Below are 21,497 nucleotides of genomic sequence, written 5' to 3' on the forward strand. Positions count from 1 at the left end.
ACGCGCGGGCGCCGCTGGTGGCGCGGATGGATGCCGACGACATCTGCCTGCCCGAACGATTCGCGCGCCAGCATGCGCTGCTGCTGGCGCATGAGGACATCGGCGTGGTGGGCACATGGACCGACGACATCGACGAAAACGGCGGCCCCTACCGTGTCACCGCCCCCGACCATCCGGTTTCCCACGAGCAGTTCCTGCAGGCGATCGAGGATGCCCTGCCGCTGCTTTGTCATCCGGCCGTGATGTTCCGGCGCGACCTTGTGCTGGGCGTTGGCGGTTATCGTGCGGCTTTCCGCCATTGCGAGGATCTGGACCTCTGGCTTCGTCTGGCGACGGTAACCCGAATCGCCAATATCCCCGATCGTCTCCTGCGCTATCGCCATTATGGCGAGCAGGTATCGAGCCGCCACGCCACGCTGCAGCAAGTGGGCGCAGCGGTTGCCCGGCTTGCCTATGCCGAACGCCGCGCCGGACGGCCCGATCCGACCGCCGCGCTCGAGGCACTGCCGCCGATCGACCAGCTCGATGCCCTGTTCGGCCGTGAAGGCATGGCCCGCGCCGTGCGGGCGCGTGTGGCGCCGGGCCTGCTTTATTCGAAAGCGGCGCTGCGTGACGACGGGTTCGATATCCTGTGCGCCTATATCCGCGATGGCGGCCCCCGCGATGGGCTGTGGCGAACCGTGGGCCGGCTGTTCCTGTTCGGAGAGCCGACGCGGGCCCTGAGACTTGCCGCCACACTTGCCGCAACACGCATCGCGAACTGAACGGACGCATCATGGCGGCACCGCTGCATCCCGACACCGAACCATCCGAAGCCCGCGAGCCTGCCGCGATGAGTGTGCGCGGTGCCGCGGTGTGGGCGATGGCCGGGCAATACCTTTCGTTCGCGATCCAGTTTGCCGCGTCGGTCGTCATCAGTCGCTTTTACCTCGGCCCCAGCGAAGTGGGGTTGTTCTCGATCGCGCTGGCCGCGGCGCTGATCGTGGCCGTGCTGCAGGACTTTGGCCTGTCGCGCTATCTGTCAGGGCTGCCAAGGCTCGATGCCGACGAGATCGCGCGCGCAGGATCGGTCGGGCTGCTGTTTTCGCTGGTGATCGCGGTCATCGTCGCGGCGAGCAGCGTGCCGATGGCCCTGACCTATCACGAGCCGCGGCTGATCCCGATCCTGCTGGTCATTGCCGGCAGCTATCTGTTTGTGCCGCTGTCGGTTGTGCCGATGGCGCTGATGGCGCGCGCCATGCGCTTTCATGGCCACTTTGCGGTCAACGTGGGAGGCGCGCTGGCGCAGGCCGGGGTCGCGGTCGGCCTTGCCGCAGCGGGCTCGTCCTCGCTCGCGCTGGCGTGGGCCACCGTTGCCGCGGCCGCGACGCGCGGAATCATTGCACAAGTGCTCCGCCCCAGCCTGCCCCGGCGGCTGCGGCTCGACGGCTTGCGCACCTTGCTGGGCTTTGGCGCGCGCACCAGCGTGCTTTACCTGACCGGCGCGCTGGGCACCCGCACCCCCGACCTTGTCGTCGGCAAGGCGCTCGGCACGGGCGCGGTCGGGCTCTACAGTCGTGCGGTCAGCCTGTCGGACCAGTTTCGCATGCTCATCTCGGGCGCGATCGGCAGCGTGTTCTTTCCGGCCTTTGCCCGCATCCGCGACCGGGGCGAGCCGATGGGCCCGGCCTATCTGCGGGTCTGCGCAGGGTATTCGGGAGTGGTGTGGCCGGGCATGGCCGGGCTTGCGCTGGCGGCCGAACCACTGGTGCGGTTGCTTTATGGCCCTGCCTGGGCGCAAACGGCGCCGCTGCTGTCGATGATCGCGACGATGGAGGTGATGCTGGTCGCCTTGCCGCTGGTCAGCGACCTTCCGATCATCGCGGGCAAGCTGAACCAGTTGCTGGTGCGCAATGTCATCGACACGGTGCTGTCGATCGTGCTGCTGGCCATCGGCTGCCACTGGGGCGTCGAAGGAGCTGCCGCCTCACGCCTGATCTATGGCGTGGCCTGGTACTTGCTCTATTTCCGCTTCATGCAAAGGATCGTCGGCTTTGACGTTGCCAGCCTGATGGCGATCTATCTGCGCAGCGCGCTGGCCGCGGGCGCGGCGCTGGCACCATTGGCGCTGACGTACGCGTTCTGGGCCGGTCCGGCCACGATCGGGCTGCCCGCTTTGGGAGCATGCGTCGTGGCGGGCGGAGTGGCTTGGCTCGGGACGCTGGCAGTGGTGCGCCATCCGGTGCTGGATGAGCTTCTGGCGCTCGCACGGGCGCTGCCGTTTGCGCGGTTCCTGCCACTGGGCGCCGCATGAGCGTTCGCGCGATGGCCTTGCCCGAACCTGTCCTGTCCAGCGTATCGCTTGACCCCGCTGGCGTTTGGCGGCGCGAATCGCCGCGCCCCGCAGCACTGCGCAACGCCACCTATGACGCCCGATTCGACTGGCTGACCTTGTTCTACGACGTCTATCGCGTCGACCGGCACGTGGTGATGCAGGGGCCGCCGCTGCTCAACTTGTTCGAACCCTTGCGCGCCAGCACACTCTTGCGCGGCTCTTTCCGACCGGTGTTTCCCCGCGCGCGCCATGTCAGTCGCAACAAGCGCGGCGAGATCTGGCTGCGCAGCAATGCCGAGCAACTGCCCATCGACGGCCCGCTCGGCACTTTCACGCTGACCGTGCAGCCCAACCTGTCGGACGCATTTGCCGGGCGCCGGGTGCTGCTGACGCTGTCGCGCAACAATGCCCCGCGCTGGATCGAGGACTGGATCCGCTTCTATGCCGCAGAGCACGGCGCCGATGCGGTGCTGCTCTATGACAATGCCTCCGACGTCTATAGCGCCCAGGATCTGCAGGCGCAGCTACGGGCGGCCTTTCCGGCCATGCCCATCATCGTGGTGCCATGGCCGTTCCCCTATGGCCCGCAAGGCGGCGCGGCGGGAGCGGTCGATGGAGTGGAAGCGCCGTGGGATTCGGACTTCTGCCAGACCGGGACGCTGCAGCACGCACGCTTTCGGTTCCTGCTGAAGGCGCGCAGCGTGCTCAACGTCGATGTCGACGAACTGGTATTGTCCGATCAGGGGCGCTCGATCTTTGCCGCGACCGAGACGAGCCGCGCCGGGTTCATCAAGTTCCCCGGCCGATGGATCAGCGCGGCGACGACGGCTCCGCGCGATGCCGCCACCTGCCGCCATGCCGACTTCGTCCTGAGCGACCGGACGGTGAGCGCGGCCTGCCCGCCCAAGTGGTGCATCGTGCCATCGCTGCGCCACGCCCGGCGCCATAGCTGGTCGGTCCACAACGTGTTCAACGCGCCGCACAACCGCACCGTCAGCAGCGAATTCACCTTCCGCCACATGAAACCGATTTCCGATAGCTGGAAGGAAGACCGCGCACCGCATCCGGTCCAGGAAGCCGCCCGCTTCGTGCGCGACGAAGCGCTGGCCGCCGCCTTTGCCCGCACGGGGCTGGCCCGTTCGGGCGGCGACTGAAGCCGCTGCACAATCCGTTGGCTGCCCCGTCGATTCAGGCGTAGACTGTTCGGCAGGGAGAGAATGCCATGGTGCTGACCGCACTTGCAACCGCCGCGCTGCTTGCCAGCAGCATGCCCGTCGTCGCGACCCCACATGCCGCAACGGCTGAAACAGCGCCTGCCAGCAATGTCGATGTCGTGGGTATCGACCGCGACATGCACAACCGGATGACCGTGCCGGTGCGGATCGGCAAGCTGGGCCCGTTCGACTTCCTGATCGACACCGGAGCCGAGCGCACCGTGCTGGCGCGCAGCGTGGCGGTGAAGCTTGGCCTGTCGCCGACATCGCGCGGGACGCTGATCGGTGTGGCGGGCACGCAGGCAGTCGATCTGGTCGAGGTCGACGAGATCAATCTGGGCAAGCGCAGCTTCTACAGCCTGACCGCGCCGCTGCTGGAAGAAGAATGGCTTGGTGCCGACGGGATCATCGGTCTCGACAGCTTGCAGGGGCAGCGGGTCTTGCTCGATTTCAAGGCCGGGCGCATGGCCATCGGCAATGTGGCGGAGCTTGGCGGCACCCGCGGCTTTGAAATCGTGGTGCAGGCGCGGCGCCGGTCTGGCCAGTTGATCATGACCGACGCGCTGATCGACGGCGTACACACCGACATCATCATCGATACCGGGTCCGACACCTCGATCGGCAATCGCGCGCTGCAAAGGGCGTTGAGCCGCAGGCACAAGGTCGAAACCACGCAACTGCTGTCGGTCACCGGACAGACGATCACCGCCGATATCGGCATGGCGCGCGAATTGAAGCTGGGTCAGCTGACGGTCAACAACACCGCGCTGGCCTTTGCCGACGCTCCTCCGTTCGAACGGCTCGGGCTGGTCAAACGGCCGGCTTTGCTGCTTGGGATGACGCAGTTGCGGTTGTTCCAGCGCGTGGCCATCGACTTTGCCGCGCGGCGTGTCCTGTTCGACCTTCCCGCCGATGTGGTGCTCTAGGCCACCCAAACCCGCAAAATGGCCTGATTAGGGGGCTGGTATGGGCCCGTAAAACGCCTATCTCCACAGCCTATGCCGCCCGACACCGCCACCGACACGCGCGGCGCCCGCCATGATGGCTGGCGCACGCTGCAACGCTTCCTCCCGTATCTTTGGCCGCGCGACAATCCCGCGCTGCGCTGGCGCATCGTTGTCGCCAGCCTGCTGATCCTGTTGTCGACCGGCGTGCAGCTTGCCCTGCCCTACCCGCTGAAGTGGGCGGTCGACGCGATGAACGTCAGCGGCCCGCGCGCGCTGCAGTTCGTGCTGCTGACGGTGCTGGCCTATACGCTCGGCCGGTTTGGCGGGGTGATGTTCGACAACTTGCGCAACATCGTGTTCGAGCGCGTCGGGCAGGACGCGACCCGCGCGCTGGCGGAAAACGTGTTCGCCCGGCTGCACCGCCTGAGCATGCGCTTCCACCTTGCCCGCCGTACGGGCGAAGTGACCAAGGTGATCGAGCGCGGAACCAAGAGCATCGACACGATGCTCTACTTCATGCTGTTCAACATCGCGCCCACGCTGCTGCAACTGGTGGTGGTGGCGATCATCTTCCAGATCACGTTCGGCTGGGGACTTGTTGCGGCCACCGGGCTGGCCGTCGTCGCCTATATCTGGGTGACGCGCACGATCACCGAATGGCGCACCGCCTTGCGCGAAAAGATGAACCGGCTCGATGGGCAGGCGCTGTCGCGCGCGGTGGACTCGCTGCTCAACTACGAAACGGTCAAGTACTTCGGCGCCGAAGCGCGCGAGGAAGCGCGCTATGCACAGGCCACCCGCGCCTATGCCGATGCCGCGGTCAAGAGCGAGAACAGCCTCGGCCTGCTCAACATCGCGCAGGCGCTGGTGGTCAATCTGCTGATGGCCGGTGCCCTCGCCTATACCGTCTGGGGCTGGTGGAAGGGGCAATACACCGCCGGGCAACTGGTGTTCGTGCAGACCTATCTGACCCAGTTGTTCCGTCCGCTCGACATGCTGGGCATGGTCTATCGCACCATCCGGCAGGGCCTGATCGACATGGCCGAGATGTTCCGCCTGATCGACACCCCGGTCGAAGTGGCCGACGTGCCGGGCGCACCCGCGCTTGTCGTCCGCAATCCCTCGGTGACGTTCGACAACGTGGTGTTCGGTTACGACCCCGACCGCACGATCCTGCACGGACTGTCGTTCGAAGTGCCCGCCGGTAGCCGCGTCGCCATCGTCGGACCCAGCGGCGCGGGCAAAAGCACCATCGCGCGGCTGTTGTTCCGCTTCTATGATCCCACGGCGGGCCGCATCCTGATCGATGGACAGGACATCGCCAAAGTGACGCAGGCCAGCCTGCGCGCGGCCTTGGGCATCGTGCCGCAGGATTCGGTGCTGTTCAACGACACCATCGGCTACAACATCGCCTATGGCCGCGAAGGCGCAACGGCGCAGGACGTCGCCGCTGCCGCCAAGGGCGCCGCCATCGCCGAGTTCCTTGAACGCCTGCCCCACGGGCTCGACACCGAAGTGGGCGAGCGCGGGCTCAAGCTGTCGGGCGGCGAAAAGCAGCGCGTGGCGATCGCCCGCACGCTGGTCAAGAACCCGCCGATCGTGCTGTTCGACGAAGCCACCAGCGCGCTGGACACCCGCACCGAACAGGATATCCTGAACACGATGCGCGCCGTCGCCAGCCAGCGCACCACGCTGTCGATCGCGCACCGCCTGTCGACCATCGCGGATTCGGACATGATCCTGGTGATCGATCAGGGCCGTCTGGTCGAACAGGGCACCCACACCGACCTGCTGCGCCGCGACGGCCTCTACGCCGAAATGTGGGCGCGTCAGGCGGCGGAAGGGGAGGAATTGAGCGAGGCGGCGGAGTAGCGTTCTACTTCACCACATCCGCCGCGTGCCACACCACGGCCTGCGCCACCTTGATGCAGTCCATGCCGCCGTCATACGTGATCGAAGGCGAACCGTAGAGCCGCCAGCCTTGCGCCAGCGCCTCTGACACGCGGTCGCAAAAGGCGCGGTCGTCCTTGCCGGTGAGCAGGCGATAGATCGGGCGGTCATCGGGGGTCTGGTGGGTCATGGGGCCTGTCTATCGGCAAGGCGCGCCGCGATCCAGCGCCGTCAGCGCAATGTCAGGTCGGCCAAGCGCCAGACGAACGCGGGATCAGCCGGCCAGCAGGTGCCGCGCAAGCACGGCCCAGCCGGGCGTGAAATAGAGCGCGGCCGAACCGATCTGCGTGGCCACGATCAGCCCGGCGGCGGGGGCGAAGGCGGGGTGAAGGCGGCGGCGGGTGCCGATGTCATAGGCCGCCATGGCCACCAGCATCGCCCAGCATCCCGGATAGCGCAGCAGCATCTGGCCGGCCCAGCCCGGCCCCACCAGCTTGACCGTGTCCGGCCCCAGCCAGCGCGACCAACCGGTGTCGAGAACCGCGAACACCGCCAGCAACAGCAACCGCTTGTGCAAGGATGGCCGATCCGTGCGCACCAGCGCGATCGCGGTAAGGACCGTGAACGGGATCAGGTGACCAAGCTGAAACGCCATGAACGCCGGATTGAAAGTGGGCCGGGCGAGTCGCGCATGGTCGGCGGTCCACACCGTGGCGAACGCGCTGGCGATCACCAGCACCGCCAGCACGGCCCCGATCCGGCGCCCGTCGCGCCGGTGCTCGGCCAATTGGCCGCCGCGCACTTTCAAGGCCTGCCAACTGAGCAAGGTCATCCAGCCCACGGCCGAAGCCGCGTGGACATGTGCGGCCGGGACATAGCTGTGCCCTTCCACCCAGTTGCCCAACATGTCGGGGATGAAGCCCGCAAGCAGCATGAACCAGCACAACGCGATGGCAACGGCAACGGCGTCGCGATCGGCGGCATGGTGCTCACGGAAGGCGGAATCGTGCGGTATCCATTGGGTCATCGACGCATATTTAGGCATCGATTGCGCGCGAAATCCAGCGTGGATTGCACCGGCGGCGGCGCTCTGGCACCGCGCAAAAGCGAAGTTTGGCGTCCCCCTTGACAAAACGAACCATATCGGTTAAATAGCCGCCGTGACGGGCAGTCGGGGCGTAAGCGCTTCGCCCTTGCCTCCCGGCGCGCGGTCGGCGTTCCTCCCCGGACGGAGGCGTCCACCATTCGCGGCATGGACGACAGAACCGTTTACTTCTGTCGTGGGATCGGGCCCTCTGGCCCGAAGGCAACCGGCAAGAGTGCGAGCCCGCCCCGGTACCTCCATGCCCGTCAGGGTCGAGCAGCGATGGTTCCTCGATTGCGCCATCGTCGCCATTCGCAAACACCCGCGTCGAGAACCACACCCCCTGCGCCGACCGCACCCGTCCGCGCTTTTTCTCCACACCCGGCGTTACCCGGTTTCGCCAGCCGGTGCTGGCCCGTGCGCGGTTTTCGCGTGCGGGTTTTTTTGCGTCCGGAGGGGGCGGTTACCCCCACCCAACCCTCCCCCGAACGGGGAAGGGCTTTTTTGCTATGCTCCCCTCCCCGGTGGGGAGGGGTTTGGGGGTGGGGGTTCGGCGCTGCCTTGCGCGGATTACAGGATATACTTCGACAGATCCGCGTTCGCGGCAAGGCCCGAGAGCTTGTCCGAGACATAGGCGGCATCGACCGTCACCGTGCTGCCGACACGGTCTTCGGCTTCGAAGCTGATTTCCTCGAGCAGCTTTTCCATGACCGTCTGCAAGCGGCGCGCGCCGATGTTCTCGACCGTCTCGTTCACTTGCGCGGCGGTGCGGGCGATGGCGCGCACGGCCTCGGGCGTGAAGTCGAGCGTGACGCCTTCGGTGCCGAGCAGGGCGCGGTACTGTTCGACCAGATTGGCGCGCGTTTCCGAAAGGATGCGCACGAAGTCCTCTTCGGTCAGCGCCTGCAGTTCCACCCGGATCGGCAGGCGGCCCTGCAATTCGGGCAGCATGTCGCTGGGCTTGGCCACGTGGAAGGCGCCGCTGGCGATGAACAGCACATGGTCGGTCTTCATCGGCCCGTACTTGGTGGCGACGGTCGTCCCCTCGATCAGGGGCAGCAGGTCGCGCTGCACGCCTTCGCGGCTGACCGATCCACCGCGCACGTCGCTGACCGCGATCTTGTCGATCTCGTCGATGAACACGATGCCGTTGGATTCGGCGTTCTGCAGCGCCACGCGCGCGACATCGTCCTGATCCATCCGCTTTTCGGACTCTTCGTCGACCAGCTTGTCCCAGGCGTCGGCCACGCGCAGCTTGCGCCGCTTCAACGGGCGCTGGCCAAAGGCCTTGCCCATCATGTCCGACAGGTTGATCATGCCGATCCCCCCGCCCATGCCGGGGATCTCCATCGACGGCGATGCGGGCGCATCCTCCACCTCGATCTCGACCTCGACTTCGTTCATCGCGCCTTCGGTCAGACGCTGGCGGAAGCTTTCGCGGGTGGCCTCGCTCGCCCCGTCACCGACCAGCGCCTTGAGCAGGCGGTCCATCGCCGCCTTGCTGGCGGCTTCGCGCACGGCCTCGCGGCGGCGGTCCTTTTCCAGCCGGATCGCCTCTTCGGCCAGATCGCGGGCGATCTGTTCGACATCGCGGCCGACATAGCCGACCTCGGTGAACTTGGTCGCTTCCACCTTGACGAAGGGAGCGTCGGCCAGCTTGGCCAGACGGCGGCTGATCTCGGTCTTGCCGCAACCCGTCGGCCCGATCATCAGGATATTCTTCGGCGAAACCTCGTCGCGCAGGGCGGGGCTGAGCTTCTGGCGGCGCCAGCGGTTGCGCAAGGCCACGGCTACCGCGCGCTTGGCGTCGCCCTGTCCGATGATGTGCGCGTCCAGCGCGGCGACGATTGCCTTGGGGGTCAGGGAATCTTTCATGGTTTCAGAGACTTTCGACCGTCACGCGGTCATTGGTGTAAACGCAGATATCGGCGGCGACGGCCATGGCCTTGCGGGCGATGACTTCGGCATCGGCTTCGTAGTCGGAAATGGCGCGGGCAGCGGCGAGCGCATAGTTCCCGCCCGAGCCGATCGCGGTGATCACCGCTTCGCCGGCAGCTTCGGGTTCGAGCACATCGCCATTGCCGGTCAGCACCAGCAAAGCTTCGGCGTCGGCCACGATCATCAGCGCTTCGAGGTTGCGCAGATACTTGTCGGTGCGCCAGTCCTTGGCCAGTTCCACTGCCGCGCGCAGCAGTTGCCCGCGATGCTGTTCAAGCTTGCGCTCAAGCCGTTCGAACAGGGTGAAGGCGTCGGCGGTGGCGCCTGCGAACCCGGCGATGACCTTGCCATCCCCAAGGCGGCGGACCTTGCGCGCATTGGGCTTCATCACGGTGTTGCCCATGGAGACCTGACCGTCACCGGCGATGACGGTACGGCCGTTCTTGCGCACCCCGACGATGGTGGTGCCGTGCCACTGGATCAGGCCGTGGCTCGCCTTGCTGTCGTTCATGCCCCGGATATGGGAACCCCGGGACCGGGTTCAAGCGGTGGCGAAAGTCGCCTTAGCTGCCGTTGGGGCCACGACCGCCGGTCGGCGCCTGACCAGTCGCACCGGGGACTGCGCCAACCGTGCCGATGTTGCCGAACAGGTCTTCGAAGAAGCCGCGATGACGGCCAAGCGTGGGCGTGGCGTGGCCATCGGGACGCAGTTGCACGACGTTTTCAGCGCCGAACCGCTGCACGGTCGAAACATTGCCCGCAGCGTTGAAATTCACCCGCAGTACGGTTTGTGCGCTGGTGCGCGGGGTCGTGAATGGCCGCTGCTTGGTGTCGATCGACACGTAATAGGCGGTCGGGCTGCCGAACTGGCTCTTGATCGTCGGCTGGCCGAGCGCGCGCTCAACCGAGACGCGGTTGTCGACGCCCGGCTGCACCGAATCGGTCAGTGCCGGATCAATGAGATAGCCGCGATGATCGCGAATGCTGGCGCAACCGCCCGCCAACAACGCAAGGCCAAGCGCAGCGGTACCACGGACGACCATTCCAACCGGCAACCGACCCTTGCGCATTCACGACTCCGAATTCCTGTGCCGGCCGGATGGCGGCGTACATCAATGCCCGCGCGGACGTTTGCCTTCCGGGCGGGGCACCCTATATCGCCCCAGCCTTAGGGTTGAAAGCTCAAGTCCGCAATGGCGGGGTGTGCGTTCGATGCCGACCGGCGGTTTAATCGGTGGTGAACGGCTGCACTGGCTGTTCGGATCACACATGAAAGGTTCACGCGATGTCGCTGCTGTCCCGCCTGTTCGGACAAAAGCCCGATGACCGCGCCGCCGCGCGCCCGCTGTGGCATCGCGTGGTCGAGATCGCGCGCGAAAAGGAATGGTATCGCGATTGCGGCGTGGCCGATACGCTGGCCGGGCGCTTCGACGCGATCACGCTGATTCTGGCCATCGTGCTGCTGCGCATGGAGCGCGAGGAGACGCTGATCGCGCCGTCGGTGCGGCTGACCGAACTGTTCGTCGAGGACATGGAGGGCCAGTTGCGCGAAAGCGGTGTGGGCGACGTGGTGGTGAGCAAGCACATGGGCAAATTGATGAGCACTCTTGGCGGGCGACTGGGCGCCTATCGCACCGCGCTCGAATCGGGCGAGGCGGCGATGGCCGAGGCGGTAACGCGCAACGTGACCTTGCGCGAGGGCGCCGACCCGCTGCTGGTGGCGCGCCGCGCCCGGGCCTTTGCCGCCGGGCTGGCGCTGGTGCCGGGCTTCCGCGTGCTCGATGCGGACATCGGCAAATGAGCGCCGATCTGCCTGCCGGGGGCCATCCCGCCGGGTCTGCCCCAGCCGGGCCTTCCTCCGCCGGGTCTTCCCCCGCCGGTTCTGCCCCAGCCGGCTCTGCCCCAGCCGGCTCTGCCAGCGAGTTTTCGCGGATCATCGACGTGCGCTACATCAACGCCGCGCCGCTGGTGCTTGAGCCTGACGAGACCGAGCGACGCCGACTTGCCGGGCGCTTCGGCATCTCGGGCATCGATGCGATGCGCGCCGAACTGCGGCTTGAGCGCGAGCCCGAAGCGGTGACCGTGACCGGTCGGCTGACCGCGGCGATCGTGCAGGCCTGCGCGATCTCGGGCGAGGACTTTGCCGTGGCGATCGACGAGCCGGTGGCGCTGCGCTTCGTCCCCGATACGGGTGAGGCACCGGTTGCCCCCGACGAAGAGATCGAACTGACCGCCACCGCGTGCGACGAAATCCCCTATTCCGGCCCCGGCTTCGATCTGGGCGAAGCGATCGCGCAGACGCTGGCGCTGGCGATCGACCCGTTTGCCGAAGGGCCCGAAGCCGACCGCGCGCGCCGCGAATACGGGCTGGACGGAAGCGGTGGCGGCGGTGCCTTTGCCGCGCTTGCCGCGCTCAAGACGAAAGATTGACCCGCATTATGGCAACCGTGCCCGACCAGCCCGCCCGGCCAGCGCCGCCGCACGACCGTTCACGCGGGCGCGATCTGACCAAGGGTCCGATCTTGCGCACATTGCTGTTCTTTTCGGCGCCGACGCTGGCATCGAACATTCTCCAGTCGCTCAACGGCTCGGTCAATGCGGTGTGGGTCGGGCGCTTGCTCGGGCCCAGCGCGCTGGCCGCCACCGCCAACGCCAACGTGGTGATGTTTCTGGTGTTTGCGGCCGTGTTCGGCTTCGGCATGGCCGCCACCGTCAAAGTGGGACAGGCCTTCGGTGCGGGCAATGTCGATGCCGCGCGGCGCACGTTCGGCACCGCCGTGGGCTTCTGCATCGGCCTTTCGGCGCTGGTCGCAGGCGCTGGCTGGGTGTCCGCGCCACGCCTGCTGCACGCGATGTCGACGCCGGGCGAAGTGTTCGATCTGGCGCTGGCCTATCTGCGGGTGATCTTCATCGCCATGCCCGCCTCGATGCTGACGGTGATGATCGGCATGGGCCTGCGCGGCGCGGGCGATGCGCAGACCTCGCTGCGCTTCATGATCGTCTCGGTGCTGCTCGACGTTGCGCTCAACCCGCTGTTCATCGCCGGGATCGGGCCGTTTCCGCGAATGGGCATCGCCGGATCGGCGCTGGCCAGCGCGATCGCCTCGTACCTGTCGATGGCCGGGCTGCTGGTCTATGTCTACGCGCGCAACCTGCCGCTGCGGCTGCGCGGTGCGGAAGTGTCGTACCTGATCCCGGCGCGGTCCGAACTGCGTTACATCTTCACCAAGGGCCTGCCCATGGGAGCGCAGATGCTGATCATCTCGATGGCCGGGATCATCATGGTCGGCCTTGCCAACCGGCAGGGCGCCACTGCCAGCGCCGCCTATGGCGCCAGCCTGCAAGTGTGGAGCTATCTGCAGATGCCCGCGATGGCGATCTCCGCCGCGCTCAGCGCCATGGCCGCGCAAGCGATCGGCGCGCGCCTGCCCGAACGGCTGGGACGGATCACCCGCGCCGGGCTGATCCTGAACCTTTCGATCACCGGGCTGATGACGGTGCTGCTGCTGCTGTTCGACCGGCCGGTGCTGCAACTCTTCCTTGGCCCGCAAAGCCCGGCGGTCGATCTGGCGCGGCACATCCAGTTCCTGGCAAGCTGGAGCTTCGTGCTGTTCGGCATCACCATCGTGCTGTTCGGCACGATGCGCGCAGGCGGCGTGGTGCTGGCGCCGCTGGTGGTGCTGGCGATCGCGCTCTACCCGGTAAGGCTTGGGTTCTACGCGCTGCTGTTCCCGCACATCGGGGCGGACGCGCTGTGGCTGTCGTTCCCGGTCGGCTCGGTGGCGGCGGTGACGCTGGCGACCTTTGCCTACAGCCGCAAGGGCTGGCGGGAAAAGGCGCTGGCGGTTTCGCTGGTCCCGCGCGAAGCCGCGCTTGCCCCCGCCACGGCAGCCTAACTGCCCAGTCGGCTCTGCATCCGCCAGCGCTGCACCGTGCGCTGCACCGATTGCTCTTCGCCGCCACGCTGCGTCCACAGTTCGGAAAACAGCGGGTCGGCCGAAGCCGGACGCAGCCGCAGTTCAAGGTCATCGAACGTCACCCGGATCGGGATCGCCACGCCTTCGCCGCAGATGATCCCTTCGCGGTTTCGCAGCGCCGGGATCGAATCGATGAACCCGCGCGCGCCTTCGGGCATCGCCGCCTTGACGAACGCCTGATCGCGCTCGTTGTTCAGCCGCATCGCGATGATCGTGCCGACCTGACTGAGCACGCCTTCGGCAAGGTCGGACGGACGCTGCGTGATCAGGCCGAGCGAGACGCCGTATTTGCGCCCTTCCTTGGCGATGCGGCCCAGAATGCGCCCGACCGACGAGCCATCGGCATTGCGCTCGTTGGGCACATAGCGGTGGGCTTCCTCGCACACGAGCAGGATCGGCCGGGTCTGCTCATCGCGCGACCAGATGGCGTAATCGAACACCAGCCGCGACAGCACCGCGACCACGGTCGAGGTGATCTCGGACGGCACGCCCGACACGTCGATGATCGAGATCGGCTTGCCGTGCGCGGGCAGCCGGAAGATGCGGCCGATGAATTCGGCCATCGTGTCGCCAACCAGCAGCCCCGAGAACATGAACTGATAGCGCGGGTCGCTCTTGACCTCATCGATCTTGGTACGGATGCGCTGATAGGGGATCGAATTGGTGCCCTTGTCGAGTTTGCCCATCTCGTTCTGCAGGATCGTGACGAGGTCCGACAGCATGTAGGGCACGGGCGAATCGATGGTGATCTTGCCCAGCGATTCGGCCAGACGGCTTTTCTGCCGCGCCATCAGCAGGCAACGCGCCAGAATTGACGCGTCGATCGTGCGTTCGGGGCCCTGCACCGTCAGGAACACCTCGCAGTGCTCCTCGAAGTTCATCAGCCAGTACGGCATCTGCAAGTTGGTGACATCGATCAGGTTGCCGATGTCGCGGAACGCCGACAGATATTCGCCGTGCGGATCGACCATGACCACATGGCTTTCGGGCGCCGCATTGCAGATGCGGTGGAGGATCAGCGCGGCTGCGGTCGACTTGCCGGTGCCGGTCGAGCCGAGCAGCGCGAAATGCTTGCCCAGAAAGGGATCGACATAAAGCCCCGCCGCGATGTCGCGCGTGGGGTGGACCGTGCCGATGCGGACATTGGGGCGCCCGTCGCTGGCATAGATCTGCCGCAAATCAAGGCTGGTGGCAGGATAGATCGGCGATCCGGGGATCGGGTAACGGGTGACGCCGCGCCGAAATCCGGTGATGTTTCCGGTCAGGCGCTCCTCATCGCCTTCGCCAAGGAAATCGACTTGCGCGATGACGCCGCCCTGCCCGTCGGCCTGCTGGGCATGACGCTGCGTCCGCACGCTGGCGAGCAACCACGACCTGCCGACCCGGATCTTGATCTGGCTGCCGACCTGCCCGGAAATCGCCACCGATGGATCGGTGTCGGCCATGCATTCCTCAAGCCTGCGCAAGTCGAGCGCGATCGAACTGCCGCCACCGGCCACATCCATCACCCGGCCCAGCGGACGCAGGGCGTTGTCGGCGGCTGGGCGCGGGGGAGCCGCCCGCTGCAAGGCCGGAGCATCATCGGGCGAGGCGAACCCGTCCTCGCCGCCAAGTGGGCTCAGTGGCCTTGAGAAATCCTGGCTGCTCATGTCCATCGTGTACCCGCCTGCGCGACCCGCACCCGGCGGCCCCGGCAATCAGGGCTATCAAGCGATGGTTAAAAGCCTGATAATGGCCATGGAACGATGGTTCGAGAATGGCGGTGCGGGCTCAGATCAGGGCGAACAGCCGCCCGGCCAGCCAGCCCATGCCGACCGACACCAGCACCACGAAAATGCCGTAAAGCAGTCCGTTGTGCTGGGCATTCCACGCCACGAACCGCTCGAAGCCGGCCTTGTGCACGACCACCCGCGTCACTTTCGATGCCACCACCCGGCCGTCGCGGATGGCAAATGTTTCGGCGGTATAATCGCCGACCGGGACACTGGAGGGTAGCGCGATGCGCGCCTGATACAGCACCTGACCACTGATCTGCACGCCGCCGTCATCCTGCTGGTACAGGCCCTGGCGGCGCATGTGCGCCACCAGTCCCGCGGCAAAGCGCTGCTGGCGCGTCGGATCGATCGTCCCGGTGGGCGAAAGCTGCAGGGCATCGAGGCCAAGCTCGTAGATCGCCGCTGTCCGATCGTCGACGATGGTGCGCACAGGACGGCTGGCCGCTACCGCATAGAACCCCGGCGCCGAGCCGAAAGCGGCGCTGGCGGCGTTGATCCACATGCCCGCCACCTTGCGCTTTTCGCGGACCACGACCGAGCGGACCGGCCCTTCCAGCACGACCACGATGTCGTAATCGTGCGCCGCGCGGGTGCCTTCGGGTGTCAACAAAGCGCCGAACAGCAACAAGTCGGCGCCATTGAAGCCCTGCCGGACCTGCACGTCGTGCTGCGAGATTTCGGGGACAAGGATCGGATCGCGGGCGCCGCACAGCATCGCCAAGGCCAACAGCGCCAGCAGCAGCGCTGCGACCGGGCGAAGCCAGCCGGCCCAGCAGCTCACAGCAATGCGGCTCACGGCAACGCGGCTCACAGCAACACGGCTCACAGCAATGCGGCTCACAGGCCGACCACCGTGAACACCTCGTCCGGCTGATAGCCCAGCCCCAGCGCCATTCGCAGCGCAACCGCCAGCACGATCACCGCAAGGATCAACCGCAGCACCTCGGGCCGCGCCTTCTGGGCGAACTGCGCGCCCACTTGCGCGCCCGAAACCGAACCGATCAGCAACAGCCCGGCCAGTACCACATCGACGGCATGCGTGGTCAGCGCGTGCATCATCGTGGTCGCCATCGTCACGAACAGGATCTGGAACAGCGAAGTGCCCACCACCACGCTTGCCCCCATGCCCAGAATGTAGAGCATCGCGGGCACCAGAATGAACCCGCCGCCGATCCCCATCAGCATCGTCATGATACCGGTGATCATGCCGAGCAGCAGCGGGGCCAATGGCGAAATGTACAGGCCCGAGCGATAGAACCGCCAGCGCAGCGGCAGGCTGGCGACCAGCGGATGGTGCCGCCGCCGCCGCGCCGGTCGCGCCGCTCCACCGCGCGCGATCCGCAGCGACACGATCGCCTCCCACGCCATCAGCGAGCCGATGCCACCCAGCATCAGCACATAGAGCACGCTGATCACCGTATCCATCTGGCCCAGCGCCTGCAGCAGCCGGAACAGCAAGGCGCCGATGCCGGTGCCGAGTACGCCGCCGACAACCAGCACCGCGCCCATCTGGTAATCGATGCCGCCGCGCCGGGCATGGGCGAATGCGCCCGAAACGCTGGCGCCGGTCACCTGACTGGCCGCAGAAGCCGCAGCAACCGTCGGCGGCACGCCATAGAAGATCAGCAGCGGTGTCGTCAGAAATCCCCCGCCGACGCCGAACATGCCCGACAACAAGCCGGTCAGCCCGCCCAGCGCGATGATGACCCAGGCGTTGACCGCAAGGTTGGCGATGGGAAGGTAGACGTTCATCCTGATAGCGACTGGTAGCCCATGCGCCCCCGCTTGCAAACGCCGTGCTCCACCATAGCGGCGACGCCCTAGAAACCGCCTGCAAGGGTAAGCACCGGACCGGAACCCGGCAAGGCGCTGCCCGCCACCCGGAAACGCCAGTCGAGCATCGCGCGCATCCGCAGGCCGCCCGGCGCGATCCGCCATTGCACGCGCGGCCCCACATCGAGCCGGACCGCGCCTTGTTGCCCGCCGCTCCACGCCCCGGCCCCCAGCGACAGGTCGCTGCGCTCGTTCAGCCGCACCAGCCGGTGCAGCACGGTGCCCTGCAGGTCGAAAAAGGCCGTCGCGTCCCTGCCGCCCACCCAGCCCGCCTGGCCGAACCCCTCCAGTTCAAGCCCGAGCCCCGGTGCGCCCACGGGACGCGGCCCCAACCCGCCCACCAGCGCCAGCGCGGGGCGAACCTGCGTCGCTGCGCTGCCTTGCTGGACCCGCACCTCTGCCAGCAGCGCGACCGGCTGGCGCCGCATCGGTCGAACCGAAAGGCCAAGCGCCAACTGACGGTCGGTGAGTCCGCCCACGGCGCTGGTCAACCGGGCATAGGCGGCGGGCTTGAGGCGACTGCCCGGCGCAAGCGCAAAGCGCAGGACCGCACCGGCCTGGCTGCCGCCATAGGCCCCGCTGCCCGCTGCCAGACTGGCCCTGTCCGCCTGGCCACGCAGCAAGACCCAACCATCGCCCGACCAGCGCGAAGGGCGCGATCCATCGCCCGACCAGCGCGAAGGGCGCGATCCATCGCCGTGAGATACCGCCATCCCGGCTGGCGACGCCGCTTCGGCCGGTGTGTTTGCGGGCAAGTATGCGTTGTCTGCTGGAAGTCCGGGCGCGGTTGGCGGCAATGGTCCTGCACGCGACGGCGGCCGCCCGGTTCGCATAAGCGCATCTGCGCCAAACCAGAGGCGCCCGCCGCGCGCAGGCGCCGACCCCGGCTCTCGCCCATCCGCATCGCCCTTCGGTCCTGCCCTGCCATACTGTGTCGCGGGGAAAGGCTGGGGAGGGTCGCGGCGCCTGTGCTCGACCCGCAGGCTCAACAGGGCAGGGACACGCCAGCGGCCATCGGGCCAGTGATCGGGCCGGTGATCGTGCCAGCCAGCCAGCGCGCGGGGTTGCGCTATGGCGGATAGGGCCAACCTGTCCGGCACGTTGGTCACAGGATCATGATCGAACCACAGCAGCGCGATCCGCAGCCCGACCCATGCAACCAGCACGCCCACCAGCGCCACCAAGGGCTGCCCACGACGCCGCGCGATTCCCGACGCGACCCGCTCACCAAGCGCCCGATCGTGCTCGGGCGGATCAAGATCGTTCCCCGTTATCAGGTCGCCACGGCCAGTTGCGGCAACCGCGCGTGAACAGTGTGGTCCCAGATGACCTGTCCGGACCGCAGCGAAGCCAGATAGGCCGTCAATGCGCGGCGCGCAGCCATAATGGCGATGACATTGCCCACCGGCATCCGCAACACCGCCCAGACCCCTTCGCGCAAGCCGTATTCGCGCGCGGTGAAGGCACATCGCGCCACGATCCGCCACAACAGCGCCACGAAATTCAGCGCCAGCAGCCAATGCAACGCCTGCTCGTTGTCGGCGGCAAGTCCGGGCTTGGGCACTCCCACCCAACCCGCTGCCGCCAACATCGGCGCAAGCAGTATCAGCGAGTAGGCCACAGCCAGCACCACAGCGGTCAACGGGCCGCGCCGATCGCGCAACCGCATCCACAATTCCGGCAACGAAGCCGACCAGCCCAGCCGTTCCCAGCCCTGAAAGGCGATACCGTGCAGCCAGCGCGTCTTTTGCCGGACCGCCGCAACCAGTTCTGCCGGAAAGAATTCGCGCGTGGCGACAAGTTGCCCGTTTTCATCGCGGACCCGCAGAAAGCGGCCGCGCCCGCCCGCCTCGCTCACCAGCAGGCCGAATTCATAGTCCTCGGTCAGGCATTCGGCGGCAAACGGGTCGGGACTGCCGCGCCGCGCCGCGATGGCCTCGATCGCCGCGCGCGAAAACGCGCAGCCCACTCCCGCAGCAGGCAGGCTGACCCCCAGCCAGTCACGCACCACCATCGCCTTGGCGTGGCTTTCGGCAAATTCATCGCAATAGTGCCCACCGACCCAGCGGCTTGCGGCCTGCGGCTCAGGCCGGACCGGCAGTTGCACGAAGTCGGCGCTGTCGAGCCCGCGATCGAGCAGCACGAGGCCAGCGGGATGCACCATGTCCTCGGCATCGTGCAGGATGATGCCGCGCGCGTGAAAACCGCGTCGCGTTTCATCCTGACAGAGCGCGGCGTAAAGGCGGTTCAGGCAATCGGCCTTGGTCGTCGGCCCCACCCGGTCAAGCACCACGATCCGCAGCCGCGCATCCTCCGAAACGCCGATCAAGGCCGCCAGCGTTGCCGCATCGTTGCTGTAGCAGCCGACATAGATGCGCAAGTCGCGCTGCGGCCAGACCCGCAAGGCGTGGTCGAGCATGGCGCCGATCACCGCCGATTCGTTCCACGCAGGCACCAGCACGGCAAGCGCGCCGCGCAAGGGGGAGTCCGCAGGCTCGCTGACCCGGCTGGTCTTGACGCGACCGGTCACCCGCAAGACCAGCCACAGCAAGTCGATGCCGGTTTCATCGATGACCCCGATCGCGAACCAGAAGGACGCAAACAGAAGCAGCTCGTGTTCTAGCCCCCAAAGCCACGCGAAATGCGCAGCCAATGGCATCGTTTCCATTGTTACCCCGCCGATTGACGGCCATCACCCCATCAACGAGACTATGCGCGGGTCCGGCTACTGACAACGCCGGGCCGGATGGGGAATGATTCGAAAATGGCGGTATTCCGACGTATTTCTGCAGCTCTCGGGCAGTTGCTGCATGACGAGGCGGCACCGGGCATCGTGCTGATCGTCGCCGCCATAGTAGCGCTTGCACTTGCGAACTCGCCAACAGCACATGGCTGGCATGCATTGCTGCACGATCCATTGCCGTGGACGCCGGTGACCCGGCTGGCATCGCTGCACGAATGGATCAACGACGCGCTGATGGCGCTGTTCTTCTTTGTCATCGGGCTTGAAATAAAGCGTGAAATCCTTTCCGGGGAACTGGCCGACGCAAGCCGGCGGCGCCTGCCTGTGATCGCTGCCGTCGTGGCGATGGCGGTGCCTGCAGCGGTGTTCCTGGGCGTTGTCCACAATGATGCCGCACTGCACCAAGGCTGGGCCATTCCGGCCGCCACCGACATTGCCTTTGCACTTGGCGTACTGGCCTTGTTCGGGCGCGGATTGCCTCCCTCGATCCGACTGTTCCTGCTGACCGTCGCGATCGTCGATGACCTTGGCGCGATCGCGATCATCGCCTTTTTCTACACGCACGACATCGATCTTGGCTGGCTGGGCGCCGCTGCGGCGATCCTGGCGGTGCTGGTGGCGATAAACCGATTCGGTGTGCGAGAATGGTGGGTCTGGCCGATCCCATCGGCATTGCTGTGGTATGCCACGCTGCAATCGGGCGTTCACGCCACCGTGGCGGGCGTGCTTGCGGCCTTGACCGTGCCGCTGGCGCTCGACCGGCGCGGCGATAGCGCGCTGCTGCGGATGGAACACGCCATGGTTCCGTTCAACGGGTTCCTCATCGTCCCGCTGTTCGGATTGGCCAACGCCGGGGTCGAACTGGGCGACATCGGGCACGACGCCATGTTCGCTCCCTTGCCGATCGGCGTCGCGCTGGGGCTGTTGCTGGGCAAGCCGGTGGGCATCCTGCTGGCCGTGTTCGGCTGCGAATGGTCCGGCATCGCCCAACGGCCCGCAGGCGCAAGGACGCTGCACCTGATCGGCATGGCCCTGCTGTGCGGGATCGGCTTCACCATGAGCCTGTTTCTGGCAGGCCTTGCCTTTCCAACCGCGCCATTGCTGGTCGAGGAAGCCAAGCTGGGCATCCTGGGCGGGTCGATCGTGGCGGCCTTGTTGGGCGGGGCGCTGCTGCGTCTGGCGGCCCGGCAGCAACCCGCCGAAACGCAGTGACACAGCGGTGACATAGCGGTTCGATCACTGGCGCCAGAAATTTGCATGAAACCTTTGGCGCCCAGACGCGTAAAAGGACGCAACCAAGCTCCATTCAAGGGGAACCAGCATGCCCGGTGACAACGCCAACAAAGCCCTGATCGACAGCCTGAACGGGCTGCTGGCCGATTACTTCGCGCTTTATGTCAAGACCAAGAACTATCACTGGCACGTCGCCGGGCTGAACTTCCACGATCTCCACCTGCTGTTCGACGAACAGTCGGCCGAGCTTTTCGCGCTGACCGACGTGGTCGCCGAACGCGTGCGCAAGAATGGCGGCCGCACGCTCACCTCGATCAAGTCGGTCGGCGCGCATAGCGTCATCAAGGACGATGATCGCGAGAAGGTGGACGCACTCGACATGGTCAAGACGCTGCGCGACGACAACGCCAAGCTGGTCGCGCGTATCCGCGAAGCAAAGGCCGCAGCCGGTGCCGCGGGCGACAACGCGACCGAAGGCCTGTCGGACGACTGGACCGATCAGGCTGAAAAGCGGGTGTGGTTCCTGAGCCAGATCCTCGGCTGAACATG

Annotated in this window: 21 protein-coding genes (1 of these 21 only partly in view); 11 read left to right on the top strand and 10 right to left on the bottom strand. The window is 66.6% G+C overall.

Features of this window, described 5'->3' with window-relative positions:
• The 5 genes from LDN95_RS16000 to LDN95_RS16020 all read left to right on the top strand — a co-directional run.
• Positions 1 to 764 carry the 3' portion of a glycosyltransferase gene (locus tag LDN95_RS16000; RefSeq protein WP_226018589.1) on the top strand. The gene continues 247 nt to the left of window position 1, outside the view, so only the last 764 of its 1,011 coding nucleotides appear in the window; its start codon lies off the left edge, out of view; its stop codon occupies positions 762 to 764.
• 11 nt (positions 765 to 775) lie between these two features.
• The gene (locus LDN95_RS16005; protein WP_226018590.1) at positions 776 to 2,293 is read left to right on the top strand and encodes an oligosaccharide flippase family protein; all 1,518 of its coding nucleotides are present in this window, start codon (positions 776 to 778) and stop codon (positions 2,291 to 2,293) included.
• Positions 2,290 to 3,468, top strand: a complete 1,179-nt coding sequence (locus LDN95_RS16010; protein ID WP_226018591.1) for a glycosyltransferase family 92 protein — start codon at positions 2,290 to 2,292, stop codon at positions 3,466 to 3,468. Before LDN95_RS16005 ends, LDN95_RS16010 begins: the two co-directional genes overlap by 4 nt.
• A 68-nt stretch (positions 3,469 to 3,536) precedes the next feature.
• Positions 3,537 to 4,454: a retroviral-like aspartic protease family protein gene (locus LDN95_RS16015; protein ID WP_226018592.1), complete on the top strand. Its 918-nt coding sequence runs from the start codon at positions 3,537 to 3,539 to the stop codon at positions 4,452 to 4,454.
• 72 nt (positions 4,455 to 4,526) lie between these two features.
• Positions 4,527 to 6,347: an ABC transporter ATP-binding protein/permease gene (locus tag LDN95_RS16020; RefSeq protein WP_226018593.1), complete on the top strand. Its 1,821-nt coding sequence runs from the start codon at positions 4,527 to 4,529 to the stop codon at positions 6,345 to 6,347.
• Between the two features lie 4 nt (positions 6,348 to 6,351).
• Here the strand turns inward: LDN95_RS16020 and LDN95_RS16025 are convergent, their stop codons facing one another.
• The 5 genes from LDN95_RS16025 to LDN95_RS16045 form a co-directional block, all read right to left on the bottom strand.
• A complete protein-coding gene (locus LDN95_RS16025) occupies positions 6,352 to 6,555 on the bottom strand; it encodes a DUF1737 domain-containing protein (RefSeq protein ID WP_226018594.1) in 204 nt (67 codons plus the stop codon).
• An 84-nt stretch (positions 6,556 to 6,639) separates the two neighbouring features.
• Positions 6,640 to 7,392, bottom strand: a complete 753-nt coding sequence (locus LDN95_RS16030) for a hypothetical protein (protein ID WP_226018595.1) — start codon at positions 7,390 to 7,392, stop codon at positions 6,640 to 6,642.
• 627 nt (positions 7,393 to 8,019) lie between these two features.
• Entirely contained in the window at positions 8,020 to 9,324 is a 1,305-nt protein-coding gene (hslU, locus tag LDN95_RS16035) for an ATP-dependent protease ATPase subunit HslU (RefSeq protein ID WP_226018596.1), read from the bottom strand.
• A gap of 4 nt (positions 9,325 to 9,328) precedes the next feature.
• Positions 9,329 to 9,898 (bottom strand): ATP-dependent protease subunit HslV, encoded by a 570-nt coding sequence (gene hslV / locus LDN95_RS16040; RefSeq protein WP_305082587.1) that lies wholly within the window; start codon positions 9,896 to 9,898, stop codon positions 9,329 to 9,331.
• A 52-nt stretch (positions 9,899 to 9,950) separates the two neighbouring features.
• A complete protein-coding gene (locus LDN95_RS16045) occupies positions 9,951 to 10,457 on the bottom strand; it encodes an outer membrane protein assembly factor BamE (RefSeq protein WP_226018597.1) in 507 nt (168 codons plus the stop codon).
• A 215-nt stretch (positions 10,458 to 10,672) separates the two neighbouring features.
• On the opposite strand from LDN95_RS16045, the gene LDN95_RS16050 reads away from it, so the two are divergent.
• Genes LDN95_RS16050 through LDN95_RS16060 form a run of 3 tightly spaced genes read left to right on the top strand, consistent with a single transcriptional unit; the run spans position 10,673 to position 13,283 of the window.
• Positions 10,673 to 11,188 (top strand): ubiquinol-cytochrome C chaperone family protein, encoded by a 516-nt coding sequence (locus LDN95_RS16050; RefSeq protein WP_226018598.1) that lies wholly within the window; start codon positions 10,673 to 10,675, stop codon positions 11,186 to 11,188.
• A complete protein-coding gene (locus LDN95_RS16055; protein WP_226018599.1) occupies positions 11,185 to 11,817 on the top strand; it encodes a DUF177 domain-containing protein in 633 nt (210 codons plus the stop codon). Before LDN95_RS16050 ends, LDN95_RS16055 begins: the two co-directional genes overlap by 4 nt.
• Before the next feature lie 8 nt (positions 11,818 to 11,825).
• Entirely contained in the window at positions 11,826 to 13,283 is a 1,458-nt protein-coding gene (locus LDN95_RS16060) for an MATE family efflux transporter (protein ID WP_226018600.1), read from the top strand.
• Here LDN95_RS16060 and LDN95_RS16065 read toward each other — a convergent pair.
• The 4 genes from LDN95_RS16065 to LDN95_RS16080 form a co-directional block, all read right to left on the bottom strand.
• Positions 13,280 to 15,019, bottom strand: a complete 1,740-nt coding sequence (locus tag LDN95_RS16065) for an ATP-binding protein (protein ID WP_226018601.1) — start codon at positions 15,017 to 15,019, stop codon at positions 13,280 to 13,282. The genes LDN95_RS16060 and LDN95_RS16065 overlap by 4 nt on opposite strands.
• Before the next feature lie 115 nt (positions 15,020 to 15,134).
• The gene (locus tag LDN95_RS16070; RefSeq protein ID WP_226018672.1) at positions 15,135 to 15,854 is read right to left on the bottom strand and encodes a TIGR02186 family protein; all 720 of its coding nucleotides are present in this window, start codon (positions 15,852 to 15,854) and stop codon (positions 15,135 to 15,137) included.
• A gap of 122 nt (positions 15,855 to 15,976) precedes the next feature.
• On the bottom strand, positions 15,977 to 16,891 hold the full coding sequence (locus LDN95_RS16075; protein ID WP_226018602.1) for a sulfite exporter TauE/SafE family protein: 915 nt from the start codon (positions 16,889 to 16,891) through the stop codon (positions 15,977 to 15,979).
• Between the two features lie 68 nt (positions 16,892 to 16,959).
• Positions 16,960 to 17,685, bottom strand: coding sequence for a hypothetical protein (locus LDN95_RS16080; protein WP_226018603.1), 726 nt, complete (start codon positions 17,683 to 17,685; stop codon positions 16,960 to 16,962).
• Positions 17,686 to 18,087: 402 nt separating this feature from the next.
• Between LDN95_RS16080 and LDN95_RS16085 the strand changes: the two genes are divergently transcribed.
• Positions 18,088 to 18,282 (top strand): hypothetical protein, encoded by a 195-nt coding sequence (locus tag LDN95_RS16085; RefSeq protein ID WP_226018604.1) that lies wholly within the window; start codon positions 18,088 to 18,090, stop codon positions 18,280 to 18,282.
• Here the strand turns inward: LDN95_RS16085 and LDN95_RS16090 are convergent.
• Positions 18,246 to 19,631 carry a glycosyl transferase family protein gene (locus tag LDN95_RS16090; RefSeq protein WP_226018673.1) on the bottom strand — a complete coding sequence of 462 codons (1,386 nt, stop codon included), beginning with the start codon at positions 19,629 to 19,631 and terminating at the stop codon, positions 18,246 to 18,248. The genes LDN95_RS16085 and LDN95_RS16090 overlap by 37 nt on opposite strands.
• A 105-nt stretch (positions 19,632 to 19,736) precedes the next feature.
• Here LDN95_RS16090 and nhaA point away from each other — a divergent pair, with 105 nt between their 5' ends.
• Both nhaA and LDN95_RS16100 read left to right on the top strand, forming a co-directional pair.
• Positions 19,737 to 20,927 carry a Na+/H+ antiporter NhaA gene (nhaA, locus tag LDN95_RS16095; protein WP_226018605.1) on the top strand — a complete coding sequence of 397 codons (1,191 nt, stop codon included), beginning with the start codon at positions 19,737 to 19,739 and terminating at the stop codon, positions 20,925 to 20,927.
• Positions 20,928 to 21,036: 109 nt separating this feature from the next.
• A complete protein-coding gene (locus LDN95_RS16100; protein ID WP_226018606.1) occupies positions 21,037 to 21,492 on the top strand; it encodes a Dps family protein in 456 nt (151 codons plus the stop codon).
• Positions 21,493 to 21,497: the final 5 nt, after the last annotated feature.

The sequence above is a fragment of the Novosphingobium sp. FKTRR1 genome (assembly GCF_020404405.1).
Classification (GTDB): domain Bacteria; phylum Pseudomonadota; class Alphaproteobacteria; order Sphingomonadales; family Sphingomonadaceae; genus Novosphingobium.